The organism is Duganella sp. HH101, from assembly GCF_001758795.1.
GTDB classification, from domain to species: domain Bacteria; phylum Pseudomonadota; class Gammaproteobacteria; order Burkholderiales; family Burkholderiaceae_D; genus Rugamonas; species Rugamonas rivuli.
In genome coordinates, this window is the sequence record NZ_LRON01000004.1 from 68,383 (window position 1) to 93,168 (window position 24,786).

Consider the following 24,786-nt stretch of genomic DNA (forward strand, 5'->3'; position numbering starts at 1 on the left):
AGCTGCGCGTCACATCGCGCGCATTCACGCACCGTCACCACCTCACGCGGCGTTCTGCCGCCGCGTGCATGTCGATACGCCGCCATAGTCCGCGGCGCAAACCGCGCGTCGTTACTGGCGGCCTGCTGCCAGTGACGACGCGCTAGCAACCAAGCGCTATATGGGCTCCGGCGCTGTTTTCTCAGTGACGGCGGCCAGTGACAGCGGATCTACCGCTATCAGCGCAGCAGAACGCTGCTTGCCAACCTTGCCCCTCGTGGGCCGACAACGTGTGCGAGGCAGACCCTATGGACCCTGGGTAACTGGTCCCACCGCGATCAGGCTTCTACAAGGAGCGGATCGCGGCGCCATACGCGCATGCGGCGCGGGCAAGCAGTGAACATACCGCATACACGGGAGTGGTGTCCCGGGGCCTTTACAAACCGTCCTTGCTGCGGCAAGCACGGTGGCCAGAAACACTCACCTGACTCGATCACACCAGGTTTGATTTTAGGAGCACGCGATGCGCGACTTGAACTATCAACTCAAGCAGCTTTGCGATCGCAATCGCGATGGCAGCTATGCCACGCAGTCCGACCGCGCGCGGATACTCTCGCACGTGGCCAACCAGTTGCACGATCTCGGATATCGCCATATGAATGCTGACAGTCTGCGTCCCAAGCATGTGGACGCGCTGGTGCAGCAGTGGAAGGCCGATGGCGTCAGCGCCGGCACGATGAAGAACCGTATGAGCGCCATGCGATGGTGGGCGCAGAAGATCGGCAAGGACAACATCATCGCGCGCGATAACGGCAGCTACGATATCGACAAGCGCACCTTTGTCACCAACATCTCCAAGGCCAAGGTGCTTGACGATGCGCGCCTGGCGAAGATCACAGATGCTTACACGGCCATGTCTTTGCGATTGCAGTCCGCGTTTGGCTTGCGGCGGGAGGAGAGCATCAAGATCGTTCCCTCGTGGGCCGATGGCGGCGATCGACTGAAGCTCAAGGACGCATGGACCAAGGGCGGCAAGTATCGCGAGATCGCCATTCGCACGCCGGAACAACGCACCGTGCTCAATGATGCCAAGCGGCTTGTTGCTGTTGGGAGCCTTATTCCGTCTAACCTGCGATATCGCGATCAGCTTCAGCGCTTTCGAGCGCAATGCGACAAGGCAGGAATTCACGGTGTTCATGGGCTGCGTCATGCCTACGCGCAGGAACGGTACCGCCAGCTCACAGGTTGGCAATGCCCGGCGCGAGGCGGCCCCGATCATCTCAGCTAGGGCCGGAGCAAAGGCAACGTAATCTCTCAGCGCGCTTACTACTGTCGGAAGAAATGGGGCACGGTCGAGAGCAAATTACGGCGGTGTACTTGGGGCGTTAAACAGGACGTTATGCTCTCAGGTTTGCGTTAGTCAGACTGCTGTGACAAATTGTGAATTTTCCTTAGTGGCAAGAATGCTATGCTGGGCGCAGAATTAATATTCACCTGATAGGCCGCGTTTGGCCAGATGCTTTCCTTTGCTAACCCATCGAAACCATGATTTGATTGAGCATGCATATAAATTTGGATATATTTTTGAGGGCGAGTGCGGATTTCTAAAAAGCACTCGATTGAAGCGTAATTTATTCGAGTAAAAAATTGCGTTGAAGGAAAAGATAAATAAAAGGATTCTGGGCGCTACCGTGGTTCAGAAACGTGCCGCAGACCAAAAATAGGTGGGAAGTCGTGAAAATAAAAAAACTGATCGCTTGTAACTTCCGGGTATTTAAACGGGTTATTGTTGATATTCGCGAAGAGCTATCCCTTATTATTGGGAAAAACAATAGTGGAAAAACATCGCTGTTGATTCTATTTGAGCGTTTCTACCTTGATGGCAATAAATTTACTTATGATGATTTTCCAATTGACTGCAGGAAAATGCTATCAAAAATAGACGAAAAGCCTGCTTTAACAGACATTAGTATTCGTATGATGTTGGAAATAGGCTATTCCGATGATGATAATCTAAAGTATCTGTCAGAATTCATAACAGACCTCGATCCAAAGGCTGACTCGGTTAAGATTCTATTCGAATGTACGATCGATCAGGACAGCCTCGTTCGTGATCTTCCCCCTGCAGGGGAACGACGTGAGCGATTTTTACGGAAGAACATTCATCGATATCTAAAGCGAGATGTGTATGCTTATTCAAAGGAAAGCGATATTTTCGATCATCGTGAAAGATTGATAAAAAAAGATTTTAGTGCGGTTCGCAGCATCATCAATTTTCAATTTATACATGCGCGACGAGATGTTGCAAGTTCGGAGGGTGGTAAAAATGTGCTTTCTAAGTTAACTACCCAGTACTTCAATGCGAATAATCCAGAGAATAACGATTTTGGGCCAATTAATGACCTAATGCTAGAAATGGATCAGTCGCTTGAAAAAACTTATAAGACTTTCTTCTCGCCGTTTTTGGGTGCAGCAAAACAGTTCTTAGGCATAGACGACATAAAGGTAATTTCTAACCTTGAGTCGAAGGAAATACTGGAAGACGCATCTCAGGTAGTGTATGGAGGTGATCCAGGATACCTTCCGGAGACTTTCAACGGCCTTGGGCACATGAATATACTTTATGTCTTACTGGCTATCGAAATTAGAAAAGAGGAGTTTAAAAGAAACGTCCGACAGATCAATTTGCTTTTCATTGAGGAGCCAGAAGCTCATACACATCCTCAGATGCAATACGTTTTTGCTCGGGAGATCAAGAATTTATTAAAGGGAATCCCTAATCTCCAATCAGTCATAACCACTCATTCATCCCATATTGTATCCCAATGTGACTTCAAGGATATCCGGTATCTTCAGAATAATGCTGGAGTGGTTCAGGTCAAGAACCTTCACCAAGAATTGTCGGTAAAATATGCAGATGAAAAGGCTTCCTTCCAATTCGTAGAACAGTTTTTGACATTAGATACCTGCGAGCTATTTTTCGCGAATAAAGTAATCTTCATCGAGGGAACAACGGAATCTATACTCCTTCCTTACTTTATTTCTAAATATGATGAAGTGAGGATCGCAGAGAAGGATTATGTTCCTCTTTCATCACAAAACATAACTATTATCGAAGCGGGTGCTAACGCGAAAGCGTTTCGTCATTTATTAGATTTTCTTGAGATTGAGACTCTTGTCATCACAGATATTGATGCTACTCACGCGGTTATAAAGGACAAAAAAACTTCTTATGAGGCGTGTAGTGTTGCAATCGGTACCCATACTAGCAACGAAACGATTAAATATTTCTATTCTGCACCGAGTATTCATGCTGCGGAGCATGCAGACTGGATGTCGAAATTAAAAGCAGGGGAACTAAAGTCCATATCTGAAAATATCTTTGTCGCGTATCAGTTGCTCGAAGCAAAGAATCACGCAAGAAGTTTTGAAGATGCTTTTGTGCATCTAAATCGCGCTACGATTGGCGCGAATCTAGGGGCACTAAGTGGACTCAAGAATGTGGACCAGTTCGCGAAGATCAATGATGCCTACGACTTGGTTGACACTATTTTGTCCAAAAAATCCAATTTTGCAGCATCGCTGCTGTTTTTGGCGCTAACCAATAAAGAAATTGAGTGGGATATGCCCTTGTATATTCGGCAGGGATTAGATTGGATTTCAAAATGACGGCTCTAAATCAAATCAAAGAGTGTTTGGAAACTAAACGTCACTTTGTTCTACAGGGTGGGGCCGGTAGTGGGAAAACCGAGACTTTGAAAGAAGTCCTCGCACACATCTCTACAACCCAACCAGATAAGACTGTTGCTTGTATTACTTTAACCAATAAGGCTGCCGACGAAATTCGGAGCCGTGTTGGCGATAAGTATCATGTATCGACCATTCACTCGTTCCTCCACTCGCTCATAGATAGGTATAAAGAAAGTATCAAAAATGTGATAGGCGTAATATTTCTCCTGGAACCTTTGGCCTGTGCCATCGACTTGAACAACGAGATTGAGCACGACCTATACAAGAAACGATATAAAAAATATACCGCCATACTGTACAGATTTTGTAAAATAAAATCTGAAAAGTTGGTATTCAAAAAGATCTACGACAAAGATCGACGGAGTTACGTTCTGAAATTGTCTCAGGACATACTCGAATTAAATGAAAAAATATTTTTAGCTATCAAGCAATATGATTCTCAAAAAATAAAATATAGCGAGAGTTCGTTCGACAGCATTCGCACTTTCTCGTATAGCCACGACAGCCTATTAAAGATATCTGCCGAACTAATCAAGCGTTATCCCACCTTGCGGAGAATTTTAGGAGATAAGTTTGATTATATTTTCATTGACGAATATCAGGATACTTCACCGGATATCGTAAATGTATTTGTCGATGTTGTCGCTTCTGATGCCAAAACCACCATCGGATTTTTCGGCGACTCCATGCAAGGTATTTATGAAAATGGAGTGGGTGATGTTGAGGAGTTTGTAAAAAAAGGTGCGTTACTAAAGATAGAAAAAGAAGATAACTTTCGCTGTTCAAGGCAGGTTGTTGATTTTTTAAATACGCTGCGCTTGGATACGCTCAAACAGGAGGTGGCCTTAAAGAAAAAACCAGATGGCGTAATGGAAATACCAGTTGAGCGTGAAGGAACAGTAAATCTTTACTATTCTGTCGTGCCCGATGGCGCAAAAGAAGATAAACCTCTTTACTCTAGCAAACTGAAATCTTTGATTTCCAAGGTAAATATTTTTGGTGACACTAAATATTTAATGCTGACGAACAAATCGATCGCTGGAGAGGTGGGATTCTCGGATCTGTATGAGATTTTTTCAGATCGATACGGACAAGAGCGTGGCGATGAAATGGAACGTATCTTAACGATACTGCAGTTTGACGAAATAGCGCGGCTTTGTACGCTATTCAAGCGCGGTGATTTCAATGAAGTTATTAGTCTTGCAAAAAAAGGCGGCTTTGTTTTGAACTCAAGGAAAGATAAAATTAGATTGCATGATGAAATATCTTCTATCATTAGCTCAACAGCTTCTCCGATATCTGTGTTGAATACGGCACATTCTTGCGGTTTGTTATCAAAATCCGAGGCGTCTCTGGGATACATGGAGTACCGCGATGAGTTCCTGGAGGAGTTAAAGTCTGATAAGGTCTTTGCAACCTTCTTGGAAGACATGGGAAATGGAATAAATACGGCGATTAGAATGACTGGCGCGGGTCGTAATATGGACGAGTTTCTTTTTGAGGAGCTGAAAAATAAACTAAAAAAAATGACATTTTATGTGGATTTTTTTAGTGATAAATTAAGTTTTGCCGAGATTGCAAATTACTTTGATTATCTAAATGATGAGAAGCCCTATGTCACGATGCATAAGACGAAAGGTACGGGGATTATTAATGTGGTGGTGGTTCTCGATGAATACTATTGGAAGGATTTCGATTTTAGCAATATTTTGACTCAAGTTGATAGCGAGCAAATTGTTGATAGAAAACTGGTATATGTTGCGTGTTCTCGTGCAATTAAAAATCTGACTTGCGTACGATTAATTGCGCAACAAGAAGAGGACGCGTTGTTGAAAATTGACTTCTCCACGGTAACGAAGGTCGATTTTGCATTGTTGTAGAGATTCCTAAATTGGTCTTTTAGGCGCTTTCGACGCAAAGTGCCCTGTAAAGACACTAAGCGTAATATGGCGTGAGAAGCGTGTTTCGCGTTTCACTTTAGCGAAAGTAATCCTATGGCTCGAACCATTATGCACGATGTAATTGAACTCCGAAGTTGGCTTTGCGCCCCCCTGAGCTAGTAACATTAGTTCAGGTGATGCAGGATGCACTAAAGGATACCCTTCAGGCCTTTAGATTGCTGGCACGAGTTGTATTTTCCGTCTCTGTAGAACCTAGCTTGGGTTGGGGCCAGCTCGTCATATCAACGGCTCTTTATTTATCGGGCAAAACCACGCCATTTTCAGCATTAACGATCGTTTCTAATTGCTGTCCTAGCTTGTTCCATGCGTCCCGTTTTTCGCTAGCATAGTCGTAGTGCAGGTAGTGACGGCGAACCTTGCTTCCCGCCAGTACGTGGTTTTGGCAACGGTCGATGACGTCCAAGTTGACGCCGAGACTTTGCATCAGCGTGGCACCCGTCCTGCGCAAGTCATGCGCAGTCCACGCGCCGTGTTTCCCACTTTGCAGCACAAGACGATCGTCCTGGCGGCGATGCGTCATCTTGGAGCGAGGCCCGCCGTCGCGGCCATTCTTGAACATGGTCTGTCGGTCGCTGATTTGTTTGGTGATCGCTCGCGGGGAAATGTGGAGCGTGCCCATGTAGTTCGGGAAGCACCAGTCGGTGTCCCCGCTGCAATCGTACAAGCGGCGAAAATATCGCAGCGCGAAATCGGATAGCGAGATCGTCAGGCTGCTGATGCGGTCCTTCACGTTTTCCTTTGGTATAAACCATTCCGCTCGCTCGAAGCTAACGTGTTCCCAACGCGCCATGGTCAGCTCGCCGACCCGGCACAGGGTCGACAGCATGATCCAGATCGCGCATTCGGTTGTGATTTCGATGGGCTGCACGGCGATGCGCCGGTTTTCCGCCTGCGCATATTCGTTCCGCGCGCGGTCGAGGACAGTGTGCAATTCGTGAATCTCGGCAGGGGAGAGCACCCGCTCGCGCACGCCGCGCGGATCGAAGTCCGGACTGACGATACGGCCGATCTCGATCAGATCCATCGGGTTGCCCTCGACGAGAAGACGGCGCCACGGCTGACGCTTCTGTGCCCAGTTCAGCATCTGCTTCAGGTTGTTCCGCAGTGAGACGGCGCTGCGGTTGGCGCCACGCGCCACCATGGTACGCAGCACGTGACGCAGATCGTGCTCCGTCAGTGCGCGCACGGCGACGTCGCCAATCTTGGGCAAGACGTCGGCATTGAACTGTCGTTTCAATTCTGCGTTATCGTTCCTGCGTCGCACGCCGTCCAGCAGCCAGACGTCGAACATATCGCGCACCGTCAGGCCTGCCTCGCGTTGCGCTTCGACCTGGGCCAGCTTCGCTTCCAGCGCCTCCTGAACCTCGATCTTCTGCACCTTTTTTACCGTGGCAGGATCGGCTCCAGTGGCCGCGCGGTCGCGCGCGGCATCGCGGGCTTCCCTGATCTGCGCCAGGCTGTCATGCGGCCAGGAGCCGCATGAAATGTCGTGCAGCTTGTCGCCATGCCGGTAGCGGTAGTAGAACGGAATCGTGAGTTTGTTGTCGGCCTTCACGCGTACGCGCCCGAACAGTCCGCCATCATCCCGGACGACGAGTCCGACTTGTTTCGTCGTAATCGCCAACAATTCCTTCTGTGTGATCCTAGGCATCTTGTATTCCAGAACGTCAGCCCTGCAATGGGCCGGAGGTTTTTACAAGGGGTCGCAAGAGGAGCAAAAAATACCCCAACAAATACCCCAACAAGACGCTCGGCTAGGACTGGATGAGTACGGATGGGTATAGACGGATGGTAGCGCCAAGCCATTGATTATTAATGATGTTGCTCAATGGATGGACGTTCCCGGATGCTAAAGGAAGAGTTAACTCGGCCATGGGGTGCAAGGGGTCGGAAGTTCGAATCTTCTCGCCCCGACAATAGAATCAACAACAAAGGCCAGTCTTCGGACTGGCCTTTGTTGTTTTTGCAAGTCTGTACTCCAACAAATACCTCAGCAAACTTCTTAGCGGTCTCTATCGCTGTCGCGGGGCATTGTTGAACAGATCCATGACGCCTTTGATCTGGCTTTCCGTCTCCGGCGTCATATTGACGAACATGCAGCCGAGATGGATCTGCTCGCCCGCCAGGAAGGACCGGAAGGCGCGCGTGTAGCGGATTTCCAGTTCTGCGACGATGACGGTTTCCTCGTCCAATACCAGTTGCACATCCACCAGTTTGCGTCCCTTGAGCAAGCCCTTCGCCTGGCTCTTCGAGCAGTGCAGGCCGACCCCGCCCAGCGAGAAATCGTAGATCGACCACTCTTGTTCGATGCCGTGAAGCTCCAGCGCAGCCGTGAAACTGGTGCCCAGCGGCGTTTCCACGCGTTCCGACGAGCGCCGGTCCAGCACCGAGCAGGTTTCCGGGAAGACCATCGGAATCAGCTGCGGCTGGCCAGGGAGCGAATCCCAATCCGGCTTGGACAGGCGGAATTGCAATTTCGCCGTGCGCAGCACGGCGACAAAGGTGATCTTGCCGGGCGGCAGGCTTGCCCCTTCGTTTAATTCCATCACGAAATGCGGCTGCTCGGGGTCGACGGACAGTATGCGTCCGAGCACCGCTTCGCGGCTGCCGGACACGTACATCGAGATCGCGTCGCCGTGCGAAGCCAGGAGGGTTAGCGTGTCGCCGATCTCGTCTTCGCTCGCCATTTCATGGAAGCTGGCGGAGGCCGGGATCGGCGTGATGGCATCTTGTGGCCGTGGCGGTCCTTTACGGATCGGGACGGCTAGGGGTTCGTTGAGCATCATATCGTTTGCCTGATAAGTGCAACTACAGACGCGGTTTGGGTCTGTTTGTAAACTCATCATAGACCACTGATTGCCGAAAGGCAATTTATTTTGCGAGCTGGGAAATGGTGAGGAAGGAACAAGGAGATGGTCTCGCCGCCATCGTTTGTTGACATGTGAGTTAAAGCTAATATAATGCATGCACATGCATATAATTATCTCCCAACCTCACCTAAGGACATGTATGAACTGGATCTATCTTGGAATTGCCGTAATCTTTGAAATTGCGGTCGCTATCTCTGCGGGCAACGCGAAGGGCTTCACCCATTTCTGGTGGAGCGTCTCTACCCTCGTCACCGGAGCGATCGGCACCTACTTCCTCAGTCTCGCATTGCTCACCTTCCCGGTCGGCGTCGGCTACGCGATCTGGACCTCCGTCGCCGGAGTGGGGATCGTGGTCCTCGGCACGCTGTTCTTCGGGCAGCGGCTCAATGTGAAAAAAATCATCGGCATCGCGATGGTGATCGGGGGCGTGGTCGGCCTTCAACTCAGTGGCGCATAAGGAAGCAACCATCATGACTACAACTGACAATAAACGCGCATGGATCATGCTGCTGCTCGCCGGTGTCTTCGAGATCGGCTACGCCCTCAGCGTGGGCGGCAGCAAGGCCTTCACCTTGTGGAGCTGGTCGCTCTCCGCCGTCGTGTTTTTCCTGCTGACGCTGTATGCGCTGAGCGTGGCCTTGAAGACCATCGATGTCGGCATCGGCTACGCGGTGTGGGCGGGCATAGGCGCGGTCGGCGCGGCGGTTTTTGGCAGCGCTCTGTTCGGCCAATCGCTTGCGCCGAGCCAGATGTTTTGGCTGGCGCTGATCATCGCCGGCGTGGTCTGGCTGAAGCTGGCGGACAGCGAGAAACTCCAGGCGCGCAGGAGCCCCTGATGTAAAATAGTCCGGCAATTTCTTATTGGAAACTACGGACTGGTTTATGTTAAAGAGAAGCGATTCATGGCTCGATCTGACTCAAGTGGTCGCCAATGTCGAGTCCGCCCTTGCTTCGGTTCTTCAAGCTCGCCATGGCATCGGCTTGTCGGAATATCGCGCGTTGGAAGTGCTGGCCCGCTCGCCGAAAAGCGAGCTGCGCATGCAGGAGCTGGCCACGCATCTGCGTCTGAACCAGAGCTCGGTTTCGCGACTGGTCGAGCGTCTGGAGCGTGACGGCCTGACGATCCGCGATCTTTGCCCCGCCGACAAACGCGGGGTCTACACGGTGCTGACCAGGGAAGGGCGCGCGCGCCTCGAACGCGCGCAGCCCGATTACGACAGCGCGCTCGACGCGGCGCTGAGGGAGCATGGCGGCGAGCAGTTGCTGTCGGCGCAGCGGAGCGCCGCCGGCCGCGCCTAGTTGCTGATGAGCCAGCGGCGCGAACGGTAGTCGAGCGTGACGGTGCGTTCGTTCAAGTCGCGCAGGCCCAGCAGCCCCACCAGTTTCTGTCCCGGCTTGAACGCTTCCAGCGCGCAGTACGAGGCGCGCAAGTGGCCGACGTTGAGCATCTGGCCGATGCTGATTTGGCCGGGCGCGGCGGTCTCATAGCAGGGGATCTGCTTGCCCCAGCTGTTGACTTTGTACACGCTGACGGTCGCGCTGCCCTGCAGCGGGATGCCGCCGGTCAGTTCGCTCCACGCGGCTTCGCTCATCGCTGAAATGCCGAACGATGCGGCGCCGGTGTCCAGCATGGCGTAGGCCAGTTTGCCGTTCGGCATGCCGATTTCAACGACGATATGGCCGCCGTCGCCGCCCGACCACTGCGCGTAGTTGAACGGCTGGGCGGCGCGCTCGCCGGCCAGCGAGGCGGCGGTGGTGAAGGCCAGGCGGCTGCCTTTCAAGTCCAGCGTCAGGGTTCCGTCTTCGAAATACGCGTTGCCGATGCTGGCGATCACGTCGTCCGTGCACTTGCCGCCCTCCAGCGCGGCCAGTTGCGGTGCGCTTGCCTTGACGGTCAGGCTGCGGCCCGCCAGTTCCACCACCGTGTCCACCCCGGGAAGCGTCGCGTCGGCCTGCCGGTGCCAGATCACTTTGCCGGGCGCGCCCGTATCGAGCTGGGCGCGGCAGTCGACGCCATTGACCTTGATGGGCACATTGATGGCGGCCTTGACCTTGCCTGCGCCGGGGACGACTTCAGCCTGCGCCCAGTCGAACCGGCTCCAGGCATGCTCGCCGCCTTGCGCGGCCGACGTCAGGCCCAACAGGCAAAGCATGGGCAGAATACGGCGCATCGGATTCCTTTGATAAATAAGCAATCCCGCAATCGTTGCACGTTCGGCGGGGATGGTCAATGCGGGGCGGAACCACGCCGCCTAGCTGCCGGGCGCGACACGCTGCTGTATGGCTTCGATGGCTTTTTCAGCCCGCATCTGGCGCAGCACGCTCGACAGCCGGGGCACCAGCTCCTCGTGTTTCTTGTGCAGGTAGTGGTACACCGGGAACGAGGCCAGCGGGGGACTGAGCACATGCACCTCGTCCAGCTTCAGCATCTTGACCACCGCCATGCCGGACAGGCGGTTGCCGACCACGATGTCGGTCCGCCCCACCATCATTTTCTGGAAGGCTTGTGTCATCGTCGGCACCGCTTCGGTCCGCATGCCTATCGTATTTTCCTGGACGATCTTGATCCCGCGCACGTGGCCGATGGTGAACGGCCTCAGGCTCTCCCAGCCGTGGACGATGAAATTGGTGCCATGGGTGAACACGACGATTTCATAGGTCAGCAGCGGCACCGGCACGATCAGCAGATTGCCGTAGGCCTGGTCCATGCCCAGCTTGCGATACAGCTCGCCGTCCATGCGGCCTTCGTTGGCGTAGATCAGCGTGCGTTCGCCCGGCAGGCGGTGCACCGCCAGCTCATAGCCCAGCCGGTTGTAGGCTTCGCGCAGCACTTGTTCGGCGATCTCGGTGGCGGGGTCGGCGCCCAGCAGGGTGGAGACGTTGACCACCGGCTTCCCGGGCGCGGTGTAGGCGGCGGGGAACCAGGGCAGTAATGCCAGCCTGAGGAAGGTGCTGCGCCGCATGGTCAGGTAGTTTGTGCGTGGATGGGCATGGTGCTCAGCGCCAGCATATACGTTGCCCGCCGGATGCGCCATGGGATTCTGGACAGCGTCCGGAGCGGCCGCGCGCGGCGCGGTGGGTTTTTGCAGGAAAGCAACACTGTAGCTTGCCGGCATCGACAGGCGCGGGCGGCGAGGCGTAGGATCGAAGTGCTGGCAGCGGCGGCGATCCCGTCGCTGCGGCAGGCAGAGTCCATTCCATTCACCTCACCATAAGGAACACCCATGAAACGTCTCGCCATTGCTGCGCTCAGTTTGCTGTCGGCATCGCTGCCGGCCTTCGCCGCCGACAAGATGGCTACGCTCGACCCCAAGGTTCCCTGCGTGATCGAGTATCCCAAGGCCTCGCTGATGAATGAAGAAAAGGGCACGGTGGTACTGAGCCTGAAGCTGTCGGCCGACGGCAAGGTGCAGGAGTCCAAAGTCAGCAAGTCCAGCGGTTTCAAGAACCTGGACAAGGCCGCCTCCACCAGCATCACCAAATGCAAATTCCTGTCGCCCGGCGGCGACCAGTGGCAGTCCCTGGAGTACGTCTGGAAACTGGAGTAAGCGTTCAGGGGCATAGCGGACTGCCCGGCAGCAGGCCGAGCGACTCGGCCTTGGCGATCGTGGTCGCCACCGGCAGCGCGCCGGCCACGCTGAACAGCGGCACCATGGTCTGGTAGGCCACCGCGTCGCAGCCGCCGTTGCCGTTGGGCGTGCACACCCGTGCGCGCACGAAGCGGATGCAGCTGGCGCCGTTCGGGTCGGCGATGCAGTTCAGGCGGGCGCGCGCCACGCAGGCCGGCAGGCTGGCAGCCGGGATGGGCGTCAGCGTCAGGGTGCCGTTGCCGGCGCGCGTCAGCGCCAGGTAGTCGATCTGCACATGGGCGTCGCTCACCGGCTGCCCCATCGTCAGCGTGCCGGGGCCGGTGCGCAACAGCGCCGACTGGCGCACCTGGCTCATCACGCTCGCGCTGCTGAAGTCGCTCACGGCGGCCATCGCGGCGGCGCGGCGCGTCACCTCTTGCAGCGTGTTGAGCAGGTACATCGCGCGCGCCACTTCCATCACCACATACAGCAGCGTAAAAAACACCAGGGCGATCAGGCTGAACTCGACCGTGACGATGCCGCGCGTCTTCATGGCAGCAGCTCGATGGCGCCGCCCAGTTCCTGGTCCTGCACGGCGCCGGCGAATTCGGCGTGCAGGGCGGTGGCGGTGGCGGGCACGGTCATGAAGAACTTGCCTATCGCCAGCACGCTGGCGCTGACGGTGCCGCCGGCCGCCACCGGGCAGGCCAGCAGCGCCACGTTGAGCACGCGGCGCTGGCGCAGCCCCGGCTGGTTGGCGCTGGACGGCGCCAGGAAGTTGGCGCCCGCCAGCGCCTGATACGGCGGCAGCGCCGGGTAGCCGCCCGCCACCGGCACGCCGGGCGTGTACAGCTGTGCCCAGGTGGAGACGGCGTAGGGTGTGTAGCCGCCCGCCGGCTCGGGCGAACCGGGCGTGTAGGAACTGTAGGGCACGGCCTTAGCGTAGGACCACAGGGGGCCGTAGTCGGCGTTGACGGTGCCGGCCGGCGAGGGCAGGGGATCGGCCACGGTCCACAGCTTGTTGTGGGCGGCGTCGCTGTACGACTTGGCCGACTGCGTGGTGCGCGGGGTGCTCATCCACGTTATCGCCGCGTAGGTGTAGGCCTTGATGTTGATGTCGGGCGGGGCGCCGTTGGGGCTGCAGGCGCCGCCGACGTACTGGTCGAAGCGCGAGTTGAGCTGCGGGTAGAGCGTGGCCAGCGGGAAGCCGCGCTTGACCGTGATGGCGCCGCCCTGCAGGCGCGGCATCTGCAGCGTGCCGGTGCACACATAGGGGCCGGTCACGCTGTCGGCGGTGTTGGCGGCGCTGCCGGCGCTGCCGGGCGGCGACAGCGGATCGATGACGAAATGCTCCGCTGCCAGGCCGCCGGCGTTAAGCTGCATCAGGTCGTAGGCGACGCCGCGCCGGAAACCGTACTCCACCAGTTCGTTGCGGGCCGGCGGGCCGGGGTTGGCGCGCGCGGCGGCCGGCGTGGCCGACAGCGCGCACACCGCCAGCGGCGTGGCGGCGATGGTTTGCCGTCCGGCCACGGCGCGTGCCGACGTGGCCAGGTCGGCCAGCGTGCTCGACAGCGCGCGCATGAACACGGTCGCGACCCGGCCGTAGGCGGCGTTCAGCGCGCCGGTGTCGGCGCGCACGTACAGCAGGCCGTCCGGCGCGGACTGGGCGCTGGCGGCATCCTGCCATGGCCCGGCGGCGTCCGGCGTCGCGCTGAATTGCAGGGCGGCGCTGGACCAGGCGAAGGCCAGCAAGCCGTGCTGGTAGCGCAGCTCGCTGGCCGCCGTGGCCGCCTTGGTCAGCGCACTGGCGACGCCGGCCGCAGTCCCGTTGAGCTCGCGCGCGGCGGCCAGCGCGGTGGCGTCGGCCAGCAGCTGCAGCTCGGCCTTGCGGTTGTACAGCTGACCCAGGTCGAGCGCCATGCCGACGAACAGCAGCAGGCCGAGCAGGGCCAGGCCGAACATCATGGCAAACGCGCCGCGCTGCCGGCGCGGCTTGCGGCGGTGGGTGTCCATGCGCGGCCTCCTGTTGGTCGATACCGTACGATTCTATCCATCTGGAAATATCCACTTTTGATCGAAGGCAAGCGCCACGCTCCTGACAGAAACTGTCACAGCCTGCCCTTACCATGGTGTTCATGCGGTGCCGGAACAGAGCGCCGCGCTAACCCACCAGGAGAACATTCATGATCAGCCCTAACTATGTCTTGCTGTACGTCGACGATCCGGTCGCCAGCGCCGCCTTCTACGCCGACCTGCTGGGCCAGCAGCCGGTGGATACCGCGCCGACCTTCTCCTTGTTCGTGCTGGAGAACGGCCTGAAGCTGGGCCTGTGGTCGCGCCACACGGTGGAGCCGAAGGCGCTGGCCTCCGCCGGCGGCAGCGAGCTGTGCCTCAGCGTGGCCGACCGCACGGTGGTCAACGATATGCATGCCGACTGGTCGGCGCGCGGCGTCGCCATCGCCCAGCGCCCGGTGGCGATGGACTTCGGCTACACCTTCGTCGCCGTCGACCGCGACGGCCACCGCCTGCGCGTGTTTGTGCGCGAAGGCGAGTAAGCGCAGGGCGGGGCCGGGCCAGCCGTTCAGGCCCCGCCCCGGCTGGCGCCGCCATTTACGGTTGACACTTAAAAACAATGAATGCTATATTCGTCAACATGGATTGGTAACGTTTCCAATTCATGCGTTTCTTCCTGAAGCGCACCCCTCGTCTCTTCGTATCGAAGTTGCCGGCGCCCAGTGGCGCCGGATTTTTTACCCGGGCGGGGCGGGCAGCGGTCATGCATAATCAAGCGCCGGGAGACATCGGCGTTCAAGGAGACAGGATGAATAAGCAGGGTAGAGGCGGCCTGGCCGCCGGATGGCTGGCGGCATGGGCGCTGGCGGCAGGCGCCGCCCAGGCGGCCGCGCCGGCCGGCCCCAGGGCCGAGGTGATGCACTGGTGGACTTCCAGCAGCGAGTCGGCTGCCGTGCGCAAGTTTGCCGAGGCTTACCGCGCCGCCGGCGGCGTCTGGGTCGACACGGCCGTGGCCGGCGCCGACCAGGCCAAGGCCGTGGCGATCAACCGCATCGTCGGCGGCAATCCGCCCACCGCCGCCCAGTTCAACACCACCAAGCAATTCCGCGACCTGATCGACCAGGGCTCGCTCAACAACGTCGACGACATCGCCGCGCGCGACCACTGGGACCAGCTGATGCCGGGCCCCATGCTCGACGTCATCCGCGTCAACGGCCACTACTATGCGCTGCCGGTGGACATCCACATGTCAACCTGGATCTGGTATTCGAAGGCGGCGTTCAAGAAGGCCGGCATCGCCAAGGAACCCGCCACGCCCGACGAATTGTTCGCCGCGCTGGACCAGCTGAAGGCGGCCGGCGTGGTCGGCCTGGCCCACGGCGGCCAGCCGTGGCAGGAAAACATCCTGTTCCAGGCCATGCTGGCCAATGTCGGCGGCAAGCAGCTGTACCTGCAGGTGCTGCGCGACCGCGACCCCAAGGCGCTGAACTCGGAAGCCTTCAAGAAGGTGCTGGTGGCCTTCAAGCGCCTGCAAAGCTATGTCGACGCCGGCTCGCCCAACCGCAACTGGAACGACGCCACCGCCATGCTGATCAGCGGCAAGGCCGGCGTGCAGATCATGGGCGACTGGGCCAAGGGCGAGTTCGCCGCCGCCAAGCAGACCGCCGGCAAGGACTATGGCTGCATCGCCGGCCTCGGCCCGGCCGTGCCCTACCTGATCCAGGGCGACGCCTTCGTCTTCCCCAAGACCACCAACGCCGACGCCGTCAAGGCGCAGAAGCTGCTGGCCACGTCCATGCTGGCGCCGGCCGCGCAGCTGGAGTTCAGCAAGCTCAAAGGCTCGCTGCCGGTGCGCAGCGATATCGACGTGGCGTCGATGGACGCCTGCGCCCAGGCCGGCATGGCGATCATGAAGGACAAGTCGCGCCAGGTCGGCATGATCGAGGTGTTCCTGACGCCGGACCAGAACGGCGCGCTGCAGGATGTGCTGACGGCGTTCTGGAACACCAAGATGCCGGTCGAGAAGGCGCAGAAAAGCATCGCCGCCGCGCTGCGCGACTGAGGCCGCCGCGCTTGTCACCGCCGTATGCGATGGGGTATGCTTGCCGCCGCATAGACTGAACGGATAAGGGGACTTGTGGCAACCATCAAAGATGTGGCCCGCCTGGCGGGAGTAGGGTTGGGCACCGCGTCGCGCGTGATCAGCGGCAAGGGTTCGGTCTCGCAGGCGACGCTGGAAAAAGTGCGCGCGGCGATCGATGAACTGGAGTTCCGGCCCTCGCACGCGGCGCGCACGCTGCTGTCGGGCAGTTCGCAGATGATCGGGGTCTACATTCCCTATCTGAGCGGGACGTTTTACACGCCTATCCTGCAGTCGATCTACACCGCGCTGCGGGCCGCGGGCTTGAACATGGTGGTGGCCTTCGGCGTCGGCGAGGGCGATGCGCGGCAGCAGGCGATCGAGGGCGTGAACTTCCTGATCGAACGCGGCAGCGACGGCTTGATCGTGATGAGCAATGCGCTGGAGGATGAGGATTTTGTCGCGCTGGGGCCGTTCCAGCAGCGGGTGGTGGTGATCAACCACGCCTTCGCCGGCATCGAAGGGCAGTGCTTCACCGTCGACCACGAGGCCGGCGGCCGGCTGGCGGCGCGCACCTTGCTGGAGCAGGGCCATCGCCGCATCGCGGTGATCGCCGGCCGCGCCAGCGCGCCGGACAACCAGCAGCGCATCGCCGGTTTCATGGCGGAGCTGGCGGCGGCGGGCATAGACCCGGCCTCGGTGTGGATGGAGGATGGACAGTTTTCGCCGGAAGGCGGCTGGGCTTGCGCCGAGCAGCTGATGGCGTCGGGCTACGAATACACGGCGGTGTTTTGCGCCAATGACGAGATGGCGGTGGGCGCCTTGTCCTGCTTCCAGCAGGCCGGGGTGGCGGTGCCGGAGCAGGTGTCGGTGCTCGGCTACGACGATACGCACAGCGCGGAATTCACCGCGCCGCGCCTGACCAGCGTGCATATCCCGTGGAGCGAGATGACCTTGAACGGCTTGAATTACCTGCTCAACCACTGCTATGAGCTGGAGCGCCCGGTGCAGCGCGAGTACGCGCTGCATGTGACGCAGCGGGCCTCGCTGGGGCCGGCGCCGGACGGCGGTAAAAAGGCGTAAAGAATGAGGGTGTGCGCTGGTCGCACGCTCTTTTTTTGGTGTATATTGGAAACGATTCCACATACGGAGACGCTGGATGGCGACAACGAAATTGCTAGGCACCGCCTGGCTGGCGGCGGCCTTGCTGCGCTGCGCGGCGGCGTGGGCGCAAGCGCCCGCGCCCGCACTGCCGATGCTGCACACCGAGGGCACGCAGTGGCTGGCGGCCGACGGCAGCCGGCCGGCGCTGCGCGGCGTCAACCTGGGCAACTATCTGATCCAGGAATTCTGGATGATGGGGCAGGGCAGCGCCGGCATCGACGACCAGTGCAAGCTGGAGGCGGTGCTGGACCGCCGCTTCGGCTACGCCGAGCGCGAGCGCCTGTACGCGCTGTACCGCGACAACTGGATCACGCAGCGCGACTGGGACATGCTGCCCAAGATGAAGCTGAACCTGGTGCGCCTGCCCTTCATCTACAGCGTGGTGGAGGATGAAAAGAACCCGCGCCACCTGCGCGCCGACGCCTGGCGCTATCTGGACCAGGCCATCGCCGAAGCCGAGCAGCGCGGCATCTACGTCATCCTCGACCTGCACGGCGCTGTCGGCTCGCAGGGCTGGGAGCACCACAGCGGCTGCGCCGGCAAGAACAAGTACTGGGACACGCCGGACTACCAGGCCCGCACCATCTGGCTGTGGCAGCAGATCGCCGCGCGCTACAAGGACCGCGGCGCGGTGGCCGGCTACAGCATCCTCAACGAACCGTGGGGCACGACGCCGGAAAACCTGGCCGCGGTCATGGGCACGCTGTACCGCGAGATCCGCAAGGTCGATCCCAACCACGTCATCATCCTGCCCGGCCACAGCAAGGGCATAGACGCCTACGGCAAACCGTCCGAGCACGGCCAGGTCAACGTCGCCTTCGAGATGCATCCCTACCCGGGCCACTTCGGCTGGGGCAAGCCGGGCGCCGACGTCCACCGCGACTGGCTGCAATGCGGCCACGGCGCCGGCAAGAACAACGTCTGCGCATGGAAGGCGCAGCAGCAGCAACTGAACACCGCCTACTTCATCGGCGAGTTCCAGCCCTGGGCCTTCCTGGGGCCGGAGCTGGGCGGCCAGGTCACGCGCGCCACCTACGACACCTACGTCGCCAACGGCTGGGCCTCGACCGCCTGGGCGTACAAGCTGGTGAGCAACCAGGGCGGCCAGGGCAAAGACACCTGGGGCCTGGTGACAAACGCCCCCGGCGCGAAGATACCCAAGCTCGATTTCAACACCGCCTCGCTGGCCGAGATCGAAAACCTGTTCCGCCTGTTCGGCAGCGTGCCGTACGAGCCGCAGCAAACCGTCATCAAGTGGATGAACGCCAGCGTTCCGCCTACTCCCTTCGCTCCATCAATAAAAAAACCATGACCATGATTCTTACCGACCTGCCTACGGCGATCCAGCGTTCCGATTTCGCCAGCGACTTCCTGTGGGGCGTTTCGACCTCGGCCTACCAGATCGAGGGCGCCGCCGCCGAAGACGGCCGCGTGCCATCGATCTGGGACACCTTCAGCGAGACCCCGGGCAAGATCCGCGACGGCGCCACCGGCGCCGTGGCCTGCGACCACTATCACCGCTGGGAGGAAGACCTGGACCTGGCGCAGTCCATGGGCCTGAACTCCTACCGCTTCTCGATCTCCTGGCCGCGCATCTTCAACGGCGTGGACGCCGAGCCGAACGCCAAGGGCCTGGAGTTCTATTCGAAGCTGGTGGACGGCATGCTGGCGCGCGGCCTGCAACCGTGGTGCACGCTGTACCACTGGGATCTGCCGCAGTACCTGGAAGACCGTGGCGGCTGGGACGACCGCGCCACCGTCGACGCCTATCTGCACTACGTCGACGTGATGAGCAAGCACCTGGGCGGCCGCGTGCAGCACTGGATCACGCACAACGAGCCTTGGTGCACGGCCATGCACGGCAACTGGGACGGCATGCACGCGCCGGGTAACAAGAGCCTGCCGCTGGCGCTGCAGGTATGCCACAACGTGCTGGTGTCGCACGGCTTGGCCGTGCCGCTGATACGCGCCAACGTGCCGGGCGCGAAGGTGGGTATCGCCTTGAGCCTGCATCCGGTGCAGGCGGCCAGCGACAGCCTCGCCGACCAGCAGGCCGTGGTGCGCCACGACGTGCTGCGCAACCGCTGGTTCCTGGACGCGTTGTATGGCCGTGGCTATCCCGAACTGGCGCTGCAACTGGTCGGCCAGGATGCGCCGACGGTGCTGCCGGGCGACATGGAGGCCATCGCCGCGCCGATGGATTTCCTCGGCGTGAACTACTACTTCCCCGAAGTGGTGCGGCATGCGCCGGACCAGTATCCGCTGCGGACCTCCATCGTCTATCCGCAGGACCGCCAGCGCACCGACTTCGGTTGGGAAGTTTCGCCGCAAGGCTTGATCGATCTGCTGGAACGCGTGGCCCGCGACTACCCCACCGGCGATTTGTACGTGACCGAAAACGGTTCCTCGTACGACGATCACCTCACCGCCGACGGCGCCGTGAACGACACGGCGCGCCGCGACTACCTGATCCGCCACCTGGCCGCCATGCGCGACGCCATCGGCGCCGGCGGCAACATCAAGGGCTATTTCGCCTGGAGCCTGCTGGATAACTTCGAATGGGCGGAAGGCTATCTGCGCCGCTTCGGCCTGACTTACATCGACTATCCGACGCAGCGCCGCATCCTCAAGCAGAGCGGCCAGTGGTACAGCGCCTTCCTGCGCCAGGCATAAAAAACGATATCAACAACGGAGACAAGTACACGAATGAAGACCAATAACCACACTCTGCGCCGCGCCGTATTGGCCGCCGCGCTGGCACTGGGCGGAGCCGCCGCATCCACCGCCGCACCATTGACCGACTGGCCGCACATCACCAGCGCCGTCAAGCAGGACAAGGCCATGGAAGCGCGCATCGCCAAGATCGTCGCCGGCATGACGTTGGCGCAGAAGGTCGGCCAGATGACGCAGCCGGAAATCAAATTCAGTACGCCGGAAGACATCCGCAAATACTACATCGGCTCCGTGCTGAACGGCGGCGGCAGCTGGCCGGACGGGAACAAGCACGCCAGCGCGGCCGACTGGGTCAAGCTGGCCGACGCCTACTACGACGCCTCGATGGGTACCGACATGAAGGTGCAGATCCCTGTCATCTGGGGCATCGACGCCATGCACGGCAACAGCAATATGTACGGCGCCACGCTGTTCCCGCATAACATAGGCCTGGGCGCCGCGCGCGACGCGAAGCTGATCGGCGAGATGGCCAAATCGGTGGCCAAGGCGGTGCGCGCCACCGGCATCGACTGGGTGTTCGCGCCGACGCTGGCCGTGGTGCGCGACGACCGCTGGGGACGCACCTACGAATCCTTCTCCGAAGATCCGGTCATCGTCAAGGACTACGCCGGCGCCTACGTCAAGGGCCTGCAGGGCGATCTGAAATCGGACAACACCGTGGTCGCTACCGCCAAGCACTTCATCGGCGACGGCGGCACGGCCGAGGGCAAGGACCGTGGCGAGAACCAGTCCACCATGTCGGAGATGATCAACATCCACGCCCAGGGCTACTACCCGGCGCTGCAAGCGGGCGTGCAGACGGTGATGGCCTCCTTCAACAGCTGGAACGACGTCAAGGGCGGTTCGGATCACGGTAAGATGCACGGCAGTAAAGAGCTGCTGACCGACGCGCTGAAAACCAAGATGGGCTTCGACGGCCTGGTGGTCAGCGACTGGAACGCCATCGCCGAAGTCCCGGGCTGCGCCAACGACAGCTGCGCCGCCTCGATCAACGCCGGCGTCGACATGGTGATGGTGCCGGAACACTGGAAGGCCTTCATCGCCAACACCATCGCGCAGGTGGAGAAGGGCGAGATCCCGATGTCGCGTATCGACGACGCCGTCACCCGCATCGTGCGCGTGAAGCTGCGCGCCGGTCTGTTCGACGGCAAGAAGCCGTCGCAGAACATCTACGCCGGCAAGCAGGAGCTGCTGCAGGCGCGCGCGCTGGCCCGCCAGGCGGTGCGCGAATCGCTGGTGCTGCTGAAGAATAACGGCGGCGTACTGCCGCTGGCGCGCGGCAAAAAGATTCTGGTGGTCGGCAAGAGCGCCGACAATATGGCCAACCAGTCGGGCGGCTGGTCGCTGACCTGGCAGGGCACCGACAACAAGAATAGCGACTACCCGGTCAGCGACACCATCCTGGCCGGTATCCAGGACGCCGCAGGCAAGGACAACGTCACCTTCAGCGAAAACGCCGCCGGCGTCGATGTCGGCAAGTTCGACGCCGTCATCGCCGTCATCGGCGAGACGCCGTATGCGGAAGGCGACGGCGACATCGGTCCGTCCGGCACGTTGCGCCTGTCCGGCCGCCATCCCGAGGATCTGGCGGTACTGAAGGCCGTATCGGGCAAGGGCAAGCCGGTGGTGACGGTGCTGATGACAGGCCGTCCGCTGTTCGTCAACGACCTGCTCAATCTGTCGGACAGCTTCGTCTCGGCCTGGCTGCCCGGCACCGAAGGCAAGGGCGTGTCCGATGTGTTGTTCCGCAAGGCGGACGGCAAGGTCAATGCCGACTTCCACGGCAAGCTGTCGTTCTCGTGGCCGAAGTCGGCCTGCCAGTCGCCGCTCAACGTCGGCGATGCGGCTTACGATCCGCTGTTCAAGTACGGCTACGGCTTGACGTATGCAAGCAAGGGCGCCTTGCCGCTGCTGGACGCAAGCTATCCGGCCGGCGGCTGCGGCAAGGCCACCTCGGTGCCGGTGTACGCGCCGGCGGACCGCTCGACCTACGCGCTGTACGTCCACAGCGGCGGCAAGCGCGTAGCCCTGGGCGCGGACCTGAACGCCGTCTTCAACCTGCCGACCGTCAAAGTCGAAACCGCGCAGATCAACACCCAGCAGGACGCCAAGCGCCTGACCTGGACCGGCCCGGCCAAGCTGGAGGCGCAGGCGGCACAGGCGCACAAGCTGCCGGCCTTCGCATCGACCGACGGCGCGCTGCAATTTGATGCTATCGTGTCGGCTGCGCCGCAGGGCAAGGTCGGCGTCGGCATCGAAACCGTGGAGCTGGACGCCAGCGCCGTGTTCCAGCGTTTGGCGGGCAAGGGCAAGCAGACGGTTAAAATCCCGCTGGCCTGCTTCAGCGCCAAGGGCTTGTCGATGGCGGCACTGAGCACGCCGTTCAGCGTGTCCGCCGATGCGCCGTTCGCGGCGACGTTCGCCAACATCCAGATCGTTGGCGGCGCCGCCAAAGACAAGGATGCGCTGGCGTGCGGCGACTTTAAATAAAACATCAGGAGACTCTTAAAGCATGGAACACTATTCGCAAGCCGTCCCGATGCAGGGCGGCCAGACGCAGACCGGCGGCAATACCGGTCCGCTGATTATCGTCACCATCCTGTTCTTCATGTGGGGTCTGCTGACCTCCCTGAACGACGTGCTGATTCCGCACCTGAAGGCGGTCTATACGCTGACCTATGTGCAGGCGATGCTGGTGCAGTTCTGCTTCTTCGGCGCCTACTTCATCGTCTCGCTGCCGGCCGGGATGCTCATTAAAAAGATCGGCTACCAGAACGGCGCCGTCGCCGGCCTGACCATCGCGGCCGCCGGCTGCGCGCTGTTCTACCCGGCGGCCACCAGCGGCTACACGCTGTTCCTGATCGCCTTCTTCGTGCTGGCGGGCGGCATCACCATTTTGCAGGTGGCGGCCAATCCCTACGTGACGGTGCTGGGCGATCCGCAGACGGCGTCGAGCCGCCTGACCCTGACCCAGGCCTTCAACTCGCTGGGCACCACGGTGGCGCCTGCGCTGGGCGGCATGCTGATCCTGGCCGGCGGCGTGATGAGTTCCTCCGACCTGGCCAAGCTGACCACCGAGCAGCTGTCGGCCTACCACGCGACCCAGGCGGCCAGCGTGCAGGGCCCATACCTGGTGCTGGCGGCGGCCTTGCTGGCATTGGCGGTACTGTTCGCGCTGGCGCGTCTGCCGAAGATCGCCGACGCCGAACAGGCCGACGGCGAGAGCGCCGGCTGGTCGGCCGTGCTGCAGCATCGCCATCTGGTGCTGGGCGCGCTGGCGATCTTCCTGTACGTGGGCGGCGAAGTCAGTATCGGCAGCTTCCTGATCAACTTCATGGGCGACCCTAAAGTGGCGGGCCTGTCGGCCGCCGACGCGGCGCCGTTCGTCAGCTACTATTGGGGCGGCGCGATGGTGGGCCGCTTCATCGGCTTCGCCGCGATGCGCTACGTCAGCCCGGGCAAGGCGCTGGCCTTCAACTCGGCGGCAGTGATCGTGCTGGTGCTGACCGCGATCTTCAGCGGCGGCCATGTGGCGATGTGGGCGATGCTGGCCGTCGGCCTGTTCAACTCCATCATGTTCCCGACCATCTTCTCGATGGCGCTCAACAAGCTGGGGCCATTGACCGGCCAGGGTTCGGGCGTACTGTGCATGGCCATCGTCGGCGGCGCGCTGGTGCCGTTCGCACAAGGCCTGCTGGCCGACACCGTCAGCCTGCAGATGTCCTTCCTGGTGCCTGCGGTCTGCTACACCTTCATCCTGTACTTCGGCGTGAAGTACGCCGGCATGTATTCGGACAAGTAACTTGCCGCGGGTATACACACCATGGGTGTACCCGCGTTCTCCTTATAGCAAACCTACTGAATTTTTTACTGAATTCTACTGAATTGAACTTCGCCGTACTCTGCGTGTCTAACTCAGTACCCGCAAGCAGAATTCAGTAGGTTTCAGTAAGGAGAACAGTATGGTTGCTACAATGAGCGTGATTGTCTCCCCCTCCACCTTGTTCGCGCTGATGGAACGGCTACGTGAAACCGGCGCCGCCATCGACCCAGCCGAGGCCGTCGACGCGGCGATCCAGCATTGGCTTGTCACGACATGCACGGCGCAGCCGGCCGCACCGCGCGGCTATCAATGGAAAACGCTGTTTCTGCCTGAAGGCACATGGCTGCGCATGGCCTACCGCAACGATCACGAATATGCGATCGTCGAAGGCGACCATATCATGTACAAGGGCCGCGCCGTCTCGCCCAATCAATTTGCCAGCGGCTATGCCGACAGCGTGCGTAACGCATGGCAGGATATATCGATCCGCATGCCGGGTGAAAAACATTGGAAGATCGCCGACCTACGGCGCCGCGAATTGGCCCGTGCCGCAGTCGCTGTGCCTGCCATGGCTGCTGCTGCGGGTTTGTCGGGTGCGCCACTGCCTGCTGCTGTCGCCATGCCTTCTGACCCTTCGACCGCTCCCGCGCCATCCGTGCCGCGCAACGTCACCCCCGGCCAAGGCTGGACGGAGCCGGAGCGCCGAAAATTCCGCTTCCGCCTTGAAGACGTCGCCTTCGACTGATGGCCGCAGTACAAGCCCGCTTAGCAGTTATATTTTTTGGATTTTTGATCTAGCGCATGGAAGTAGTGCTTTAGCGTAACGTACGGCATTTTTGACAAC

20 protein-coding genes and 1 pseudogene are annotated in these 24,786 nt (G+C 59.7%); 15 read left to right on the plus strand and 6 right to left on the minus strand.

The genetic code is table 11. The features are described 5' to 3' along the window. The first annotated feature begins 502 nt into the window (after nucleotides 1-502). The 3 genes and pseudogenes from DUGA2_RS07870 (at nucleotide 503) to DUGA2_RS07880 (ending at nucleotide 5,609) form a co-directional block, all read left to right on the plus strand. Nucleotides 503-1,368, plus strand: a pseudogene (locus DUGA2_RS07870) (phage integrase N-terminal domain-containing protein). A 315-nt stretch (nucleotides 1,369-1,683) separates the two neighbouring features. After that, on the plus strand, nucleotides 1,684-3,648 hold the full coding sequence (locus DUGA2_RS07875) for an ATP-dependent endonuclease (protein ID WP_210402540.1): 1,965 nt from the start codon (nucleotides 1,684-1,686) through the stop codon (nucleotides 3,646-3,648). After that, nucleotides 3,645-5,609, plus strand: coding sequence for a UvrD-helicase domain-containing protein (locus tag DUGA2_RS07880; protein WP_083296250.1), 1,965 nt, complete (start codon nucleotides 3,645-3,647; stop codon nucleotides 5,607-5,609). Before DUGA2_RS07875 ends, DUGA2_RS07880 begins: the two co-directional genes overlap by 4 nt. A 313-nt stretch (nucleotides 5,610-5,922) precedes the next feature. Here the strand turns inward: DUGA2_RS07880 and DUGA2_RS07885 are convergent, their stop codons facing one another. Together DUGA2_RS07885 and DUGA2_RS07890 are read right to left on the minus strand one after the other, a co-directional pair. Continuing rightward, on the minus strand, nucleotides 5,923-7,314 hold the full coding sequence (locus tag DUGA2_RS07885; protein WP_229214631.1) for a site-specific integrase: 1,392 nt from the start codon (nucleotides 7,312-7,314) through the stop codon (nucleotides 5,923-5,925). 388 nt (nucleotides 7,315-7,702) lie between these two features. After that, on the minus strand, nucleotides 7,703-8,476 hold the full coding sequence (locus DUGA2_RS07890; RefSeq protein ID WP_083296251.1) for a flagellar brake protein: 774 nt from the start codon (nucleotides 8,474-8,476) through the stop codon (nucleotides 7,703-7,705). Nucleotides 8,477-8,699: 223 nt separating this feature from the next. Here DUGA2_RS07890 and DUGA2_RS07895 point away from each other — a divergent pair, with 223 nt between their 5' ends. From DUGA2_RS07895 to DUGA2_RS07905, 3 genes are read left to right on the plus strand one after another with little or no spacing between them, the layout of a single operon-like run. Next, on the plus strand, nucleotides 8,700-9,017 hold the full coding sequence (locus DUGA2_RS07895; RefSeq protein ID WP_008450754.1) for a multidrug efflux SMR transporter: 318 nt from the start codon (nucleotides 8,700-8,702) through the stop codon (nucleotides 9,015-9,017). A 13-nt stretch (nucleotides 9,018-9,030) separates the two neighbouring features. Continuing rightward, nucleotides 9,031-9,396, plus strand: coding sequence for a multidrug efflux SMR transporter (locus tag DUGA2_RS07900; protein WP_070268507.1), 366 nt, complete (start codon nucleotides 9,031-9,033; stop codon nucleotides 9,394-9,396). A 46-nt stretch (nucleotides 9,397-9,442) separates the two neighbouring features. Further along, on the plus strand, nucleotides 9,443-9,859 hold the full coding sequence (locus DUGA2_RS07905; RefSeq protein ID WP_070268508.1) for a MarR family winged helix-turn-helix transcriptional regulator: 417 nt from the start codon (nucleotides 9,443-9,445) through the stop codon (nucleotides 9,857-9,859). On the opposite strand, the gene DUGA2_RS07910 is transcribed toward DUGA2_RS07905, so the two are convergent. Both DUGA2_RS07910 and DUGA2_RS07915 read right to left on the minus strand, forming a co-directional pair. Then, nucleotides 9,856-10,731 carry a hypothetical protein gene (locus DUGA2_RS07910; RefSeq protein WP_141753216.1) on the minus strand — a complete coding sequence of 292 codons (876 nt, stop codon included), beginning with the start codon at nucleotides 10,729-10,731 and terminating at the stop codon, nucleotides 9,856-9,858. The genes DUGA2_RS07905 and DUGA2_RS07910 overlap by 4 nt on opposite strands. An 81-nt stretch (nucleotides 10,732-10,812) precedes the next feature. Continuing rightward, nucleotides 10,813-11,523: an ABC transporter substrate-binding protein gene (locus DUGA2_RS07915; protein ID WP_070269074.1), complete on the minus strand. Its 711-nt coding sequence runs from the start codon at nucleotides 11,521-11,523 to the stop codon at nucleotides 10,813-10,815. Nucleotides 11,524-11,784: 261 nt separating this feature from the next. Here DUGA2_RS07915 and DUGA2_RS07920 point away from each other — a divergent pair, with 261 nt between their 5' ends. Then, the gene (locus DUGA2_RS07920) at nucleotides 11,785-12,108 is read left to right on the plus strand and encodes an energy transducer TonB (protein ID WP_070268510.1); all 324 of its coding nucleotides are present in this window, start codon (nucleotides 11,785-11,787) and stop codon (nucleotides 12,106-12,108) included. Nucleotides 12,109-12,112: 4 nt separating this feature from the next. Here the strand turns inward: DUGA2_RS07920 and DUGA2_RS07925 are convergent, their stop codons facing one another. Both DUGA2_RS07925 and DUGA2_RS07930 read right to left on the minus strand, forming a co-directional pair. Next, a complete protein-coding gene (locus DUGA2_RS07925) occupies nucleotides 12,113-12,682 on the minus strand; it encodes a TadE family protein (protein WP_070268512.1) in 570 nt (189 codons plus the stop codon). Continuing rightward, on the minus strand, nucleotides 12,679-14,142 hold the full coding sequence (locus DUGA2_RS07930; protein ID WP_070268514.1) for a pilus assembly protein TadG-related protein: 1,464 nt from the start codon (nucleotides 14,140-14,142) through the stop codon (nucleotides 12,679-12,681). The genes DUGA2_RS07925 and DUGA2_RS07930 overlap by 4 nt, the downstream gene beginning before the upstream one ends. 170 nt (nucleotides 14,143-14,312) lie before the next feature. Between DUGA2_RS07930 and DUGA2_RS07935 the strand changes: the two genes are divergently transcribed. The 8 genes from DUGA2_RS07935 (at nucleotide 14,313) to DUGA2_RS07970 (ending at nucleotide 24,687) form a co-directional block, all read left to right on the plus strand. Further along, nucleotides 14,313-14,684 (plus strand): VOC family protein, encoded by a 372-nt coding sequence (locus DUGA2_RS07935; RefSeq protein WP_070268523.1) that lies wholly within the window; start codon nucleotides 14,313-14,315, stop codon nucleotides 14,682-14,684. A gap of 266 nt (nucleotides 14,685-14,950) precedes the next feature. Then, the gene (locus DUGA2_RS07940) at nucleotides 14,951-16,204 is read left to right on the plus strand and encodes an ABC transporter substrate-binding protein (RefSeq protein WP_070268526.1); all 1,254 of its coding nucleotides are present in this window, start codon (nucleotides 14,951-14,953) and stop codon (nucleotides 16,202-16,204) included. A gap of 75 nt (nucleotides 16,205-16,279) precedes the next feature. Then, nucleotides 16,280-17,305 carry a LacI family DNA-binding transcriptional regulator gene (locus DUGA2_RS07945; protein WP_070268527.1) on the plus strand — a complete coding sequence of 342 codons (1,026 nt, stop codon included), beginning with the start codon at nucleotides 16,280-16,282 and terminating at the stop codon, nucleotides 17,303-17,305. Nucleotides 17,306-17,381: 76 nt separating this feature from the next. Next, the gene (locus DUGA2_RS07950; protein WP_070268528.1) at nucleotides 17,382-18,698 is read left to right on the plus strand and encodes a glycoside hydrolase family 5 protein; all 1,317 of its coding nucleotides are present in this window, start codon (nucleotides 17,382-17,384) and stop codon (nucleotides 18,696-18,698) included. Next, nucleotides 18,695-20,059, plus strand: coding sequence for a GH1 family beta-glucosidase (locus DUGA2_RS07955; RefSeq protein WP_070268529.1), 1,365 nt, complete (start codon nucleotides 18,695-18,697; stop codon nucleotides 20,057-20,059). Before DUGA2_RS07950 ends, DUGA2_RS07955 begins: the two co-directional genes overlap by 4 nt. Before the next feature lie 33 nt (nucleotides 20,060-20,092). Beyond that, the gene (locus tag DUGA2_RS07960) at nucleotides 20,093-22,609 is read left to right on the plus strand and encodes a glycoside hydrolase family 3 protein (RefSeq protein WP_070268530.1); all 2,517 of its coding nucleotides are present in this window, start codon (nucleotides 20,093-20,095) and stop codon (nucleotides 22,607-22,609) included. A gap of 22 nt (nucleotides 22,610-22,631) precedes the next feature. Then, the gene (gene fucP / locus DUGA2_RS07965; protein WP_070268532.1) at nucleotides 22,632-23,921 is read left to right on the plus strand and encodes an L-fucose:H+ symporter permease; all 1,290 of its coding nucleotides are present in this window, start codon (nucleotides 22,632-22,634) and stop codon (nucleotides 23,919-23,921) included. A gap of 160 nt (nucleotides 23,922-24,081) precedes the next feature. Then, complete coding sequence (locus tag DUGA2_RS07970) at nucleotides 24,082-24,687, plus strand: hypothetical protein (RefSeq protein WP_070268533.1); 606 nt, start codon at nucleotides 24,082-24,084, stop codon at nucleotides 24,685-24,687. The last annotated feature ends 99 nt before the right edge of the window (nucleotides 24,688-24,786 follow it).

Coding starts and splice junctions, on each gene's coding strand:
- DUGA2_RS07880 (WP_083296250.1), top strand. CDS start 3,645: ATGACGGCTCTAAATCAAATCAAAGAGTGTTTGGAAACTAAACGTCAC.
- DUGA2_RS07890 (WP_083296251.1), bottom strand. CDS start 8,476: ATGATGCTCAACGAACCCCTAGCCGTCCCGATCCGTAAAGGACCGCCA.
- DUGA2_RS07895 (WP_008450754.1), top strand. CDS start 8,700: ATGAACTGGATCTATCTTGGAATTGCCGTAATCTTTGAAATTGCGGTC.
- DUGA2_RS07900 (WP_070268507.1), top strand. CDS start 9,031: ATGACTACAACTGACAATAAACGCGCATGGATCATGCTGCTGCTCGCC.
- DUGA2_RS07905 (WP_070268508.1), top strand. CDS start 9,443: ATGTTAAAGAGAAGCGATTCATGGCTCGATCTGACTCAAGTGGTCGCC.
- DUGA2_RS07910 (WP_141753216.1), bottom strand. CDS start 10,731: ATGCGCCGTATTCTGCCCATGCTTTGCCTGTTGGGCCTGACGTCGGCC.
- DUGA2_RS07915 (WP_070269074.1), bottom strand. CDS start 11,523: ATGCGGCGCAGCACCTTCCTCAGGCTGGCATTACTGCCCTGGTTCCCC.
- DUGA2_RS07920 (WP_070268510.1), top strand. CDS start 11,785: ATGAAACGTCTCGCCATTGCTGCGCTCAGTTTGCTGTCGGCATCGCTG.
- DUGA2_RS07925 (WP_070268512.1), bottom strand. CDS start 12,682: ATGAAGACGCGCGGCATCGTCACGGTCGAGTTCAGCCTGATCGCCCTG.
- DUGA2_RS07930 (WP_070268514.1), bottom strand. CDS start 14,142: ATGGACACCCACCGCCGCAAGCCGCGCCGGCAGCGCGGCGCGTTTGCC.
- DUGA2_RS07935 (WP_070268523.1), top strand. CDS start 14,313: ATGATCAGCCCTAACTATGTCTTGCTGTACGTCGACGATCCGGTCGCC.
- DUGA2_RS07940 (WP_070268526.1), top strand. CDS start 14,951: ATGAATAAGCAGGGTAGAGGCGGCCTGGCCGCCGGATGGCTGGCGGCA.
- DUGA2_RS07950 (WP_070268528.1), top strand. CDS start 17,382: ATGGCGACAACGAAATTGCTAGGCACCGCCTGGCTGGCGGCGGCCTTG.
- DUGA2_RS07955 (WP_070268529.1), top strand. CDS start 18,695: ATGACCATGATTCTTACCGACCTGCCTACGGCGATCCAGCGTTCCGAT.
- DUGA2_RS07960 (WP_070268530.1), top strand. CDS start 20,093: ATGAAGACCAATAACCACACTCTGCGCCGCGCCGTATTGGCCGCCGCG.
- fucP (WP_070268532.1), top strand. CDS start 22,632: ATGGAACACTATTCGCAAGCCGTCCCGATGCAGGGCGGCCAGACGCAG.
- DUGA2_RS07970 (WP_070268533.1), top strand. CDS start 24,082: ATGGTTGCTACAATGAGCGTGATTGTCTCCCCCTCCACCTTGTTCGCG.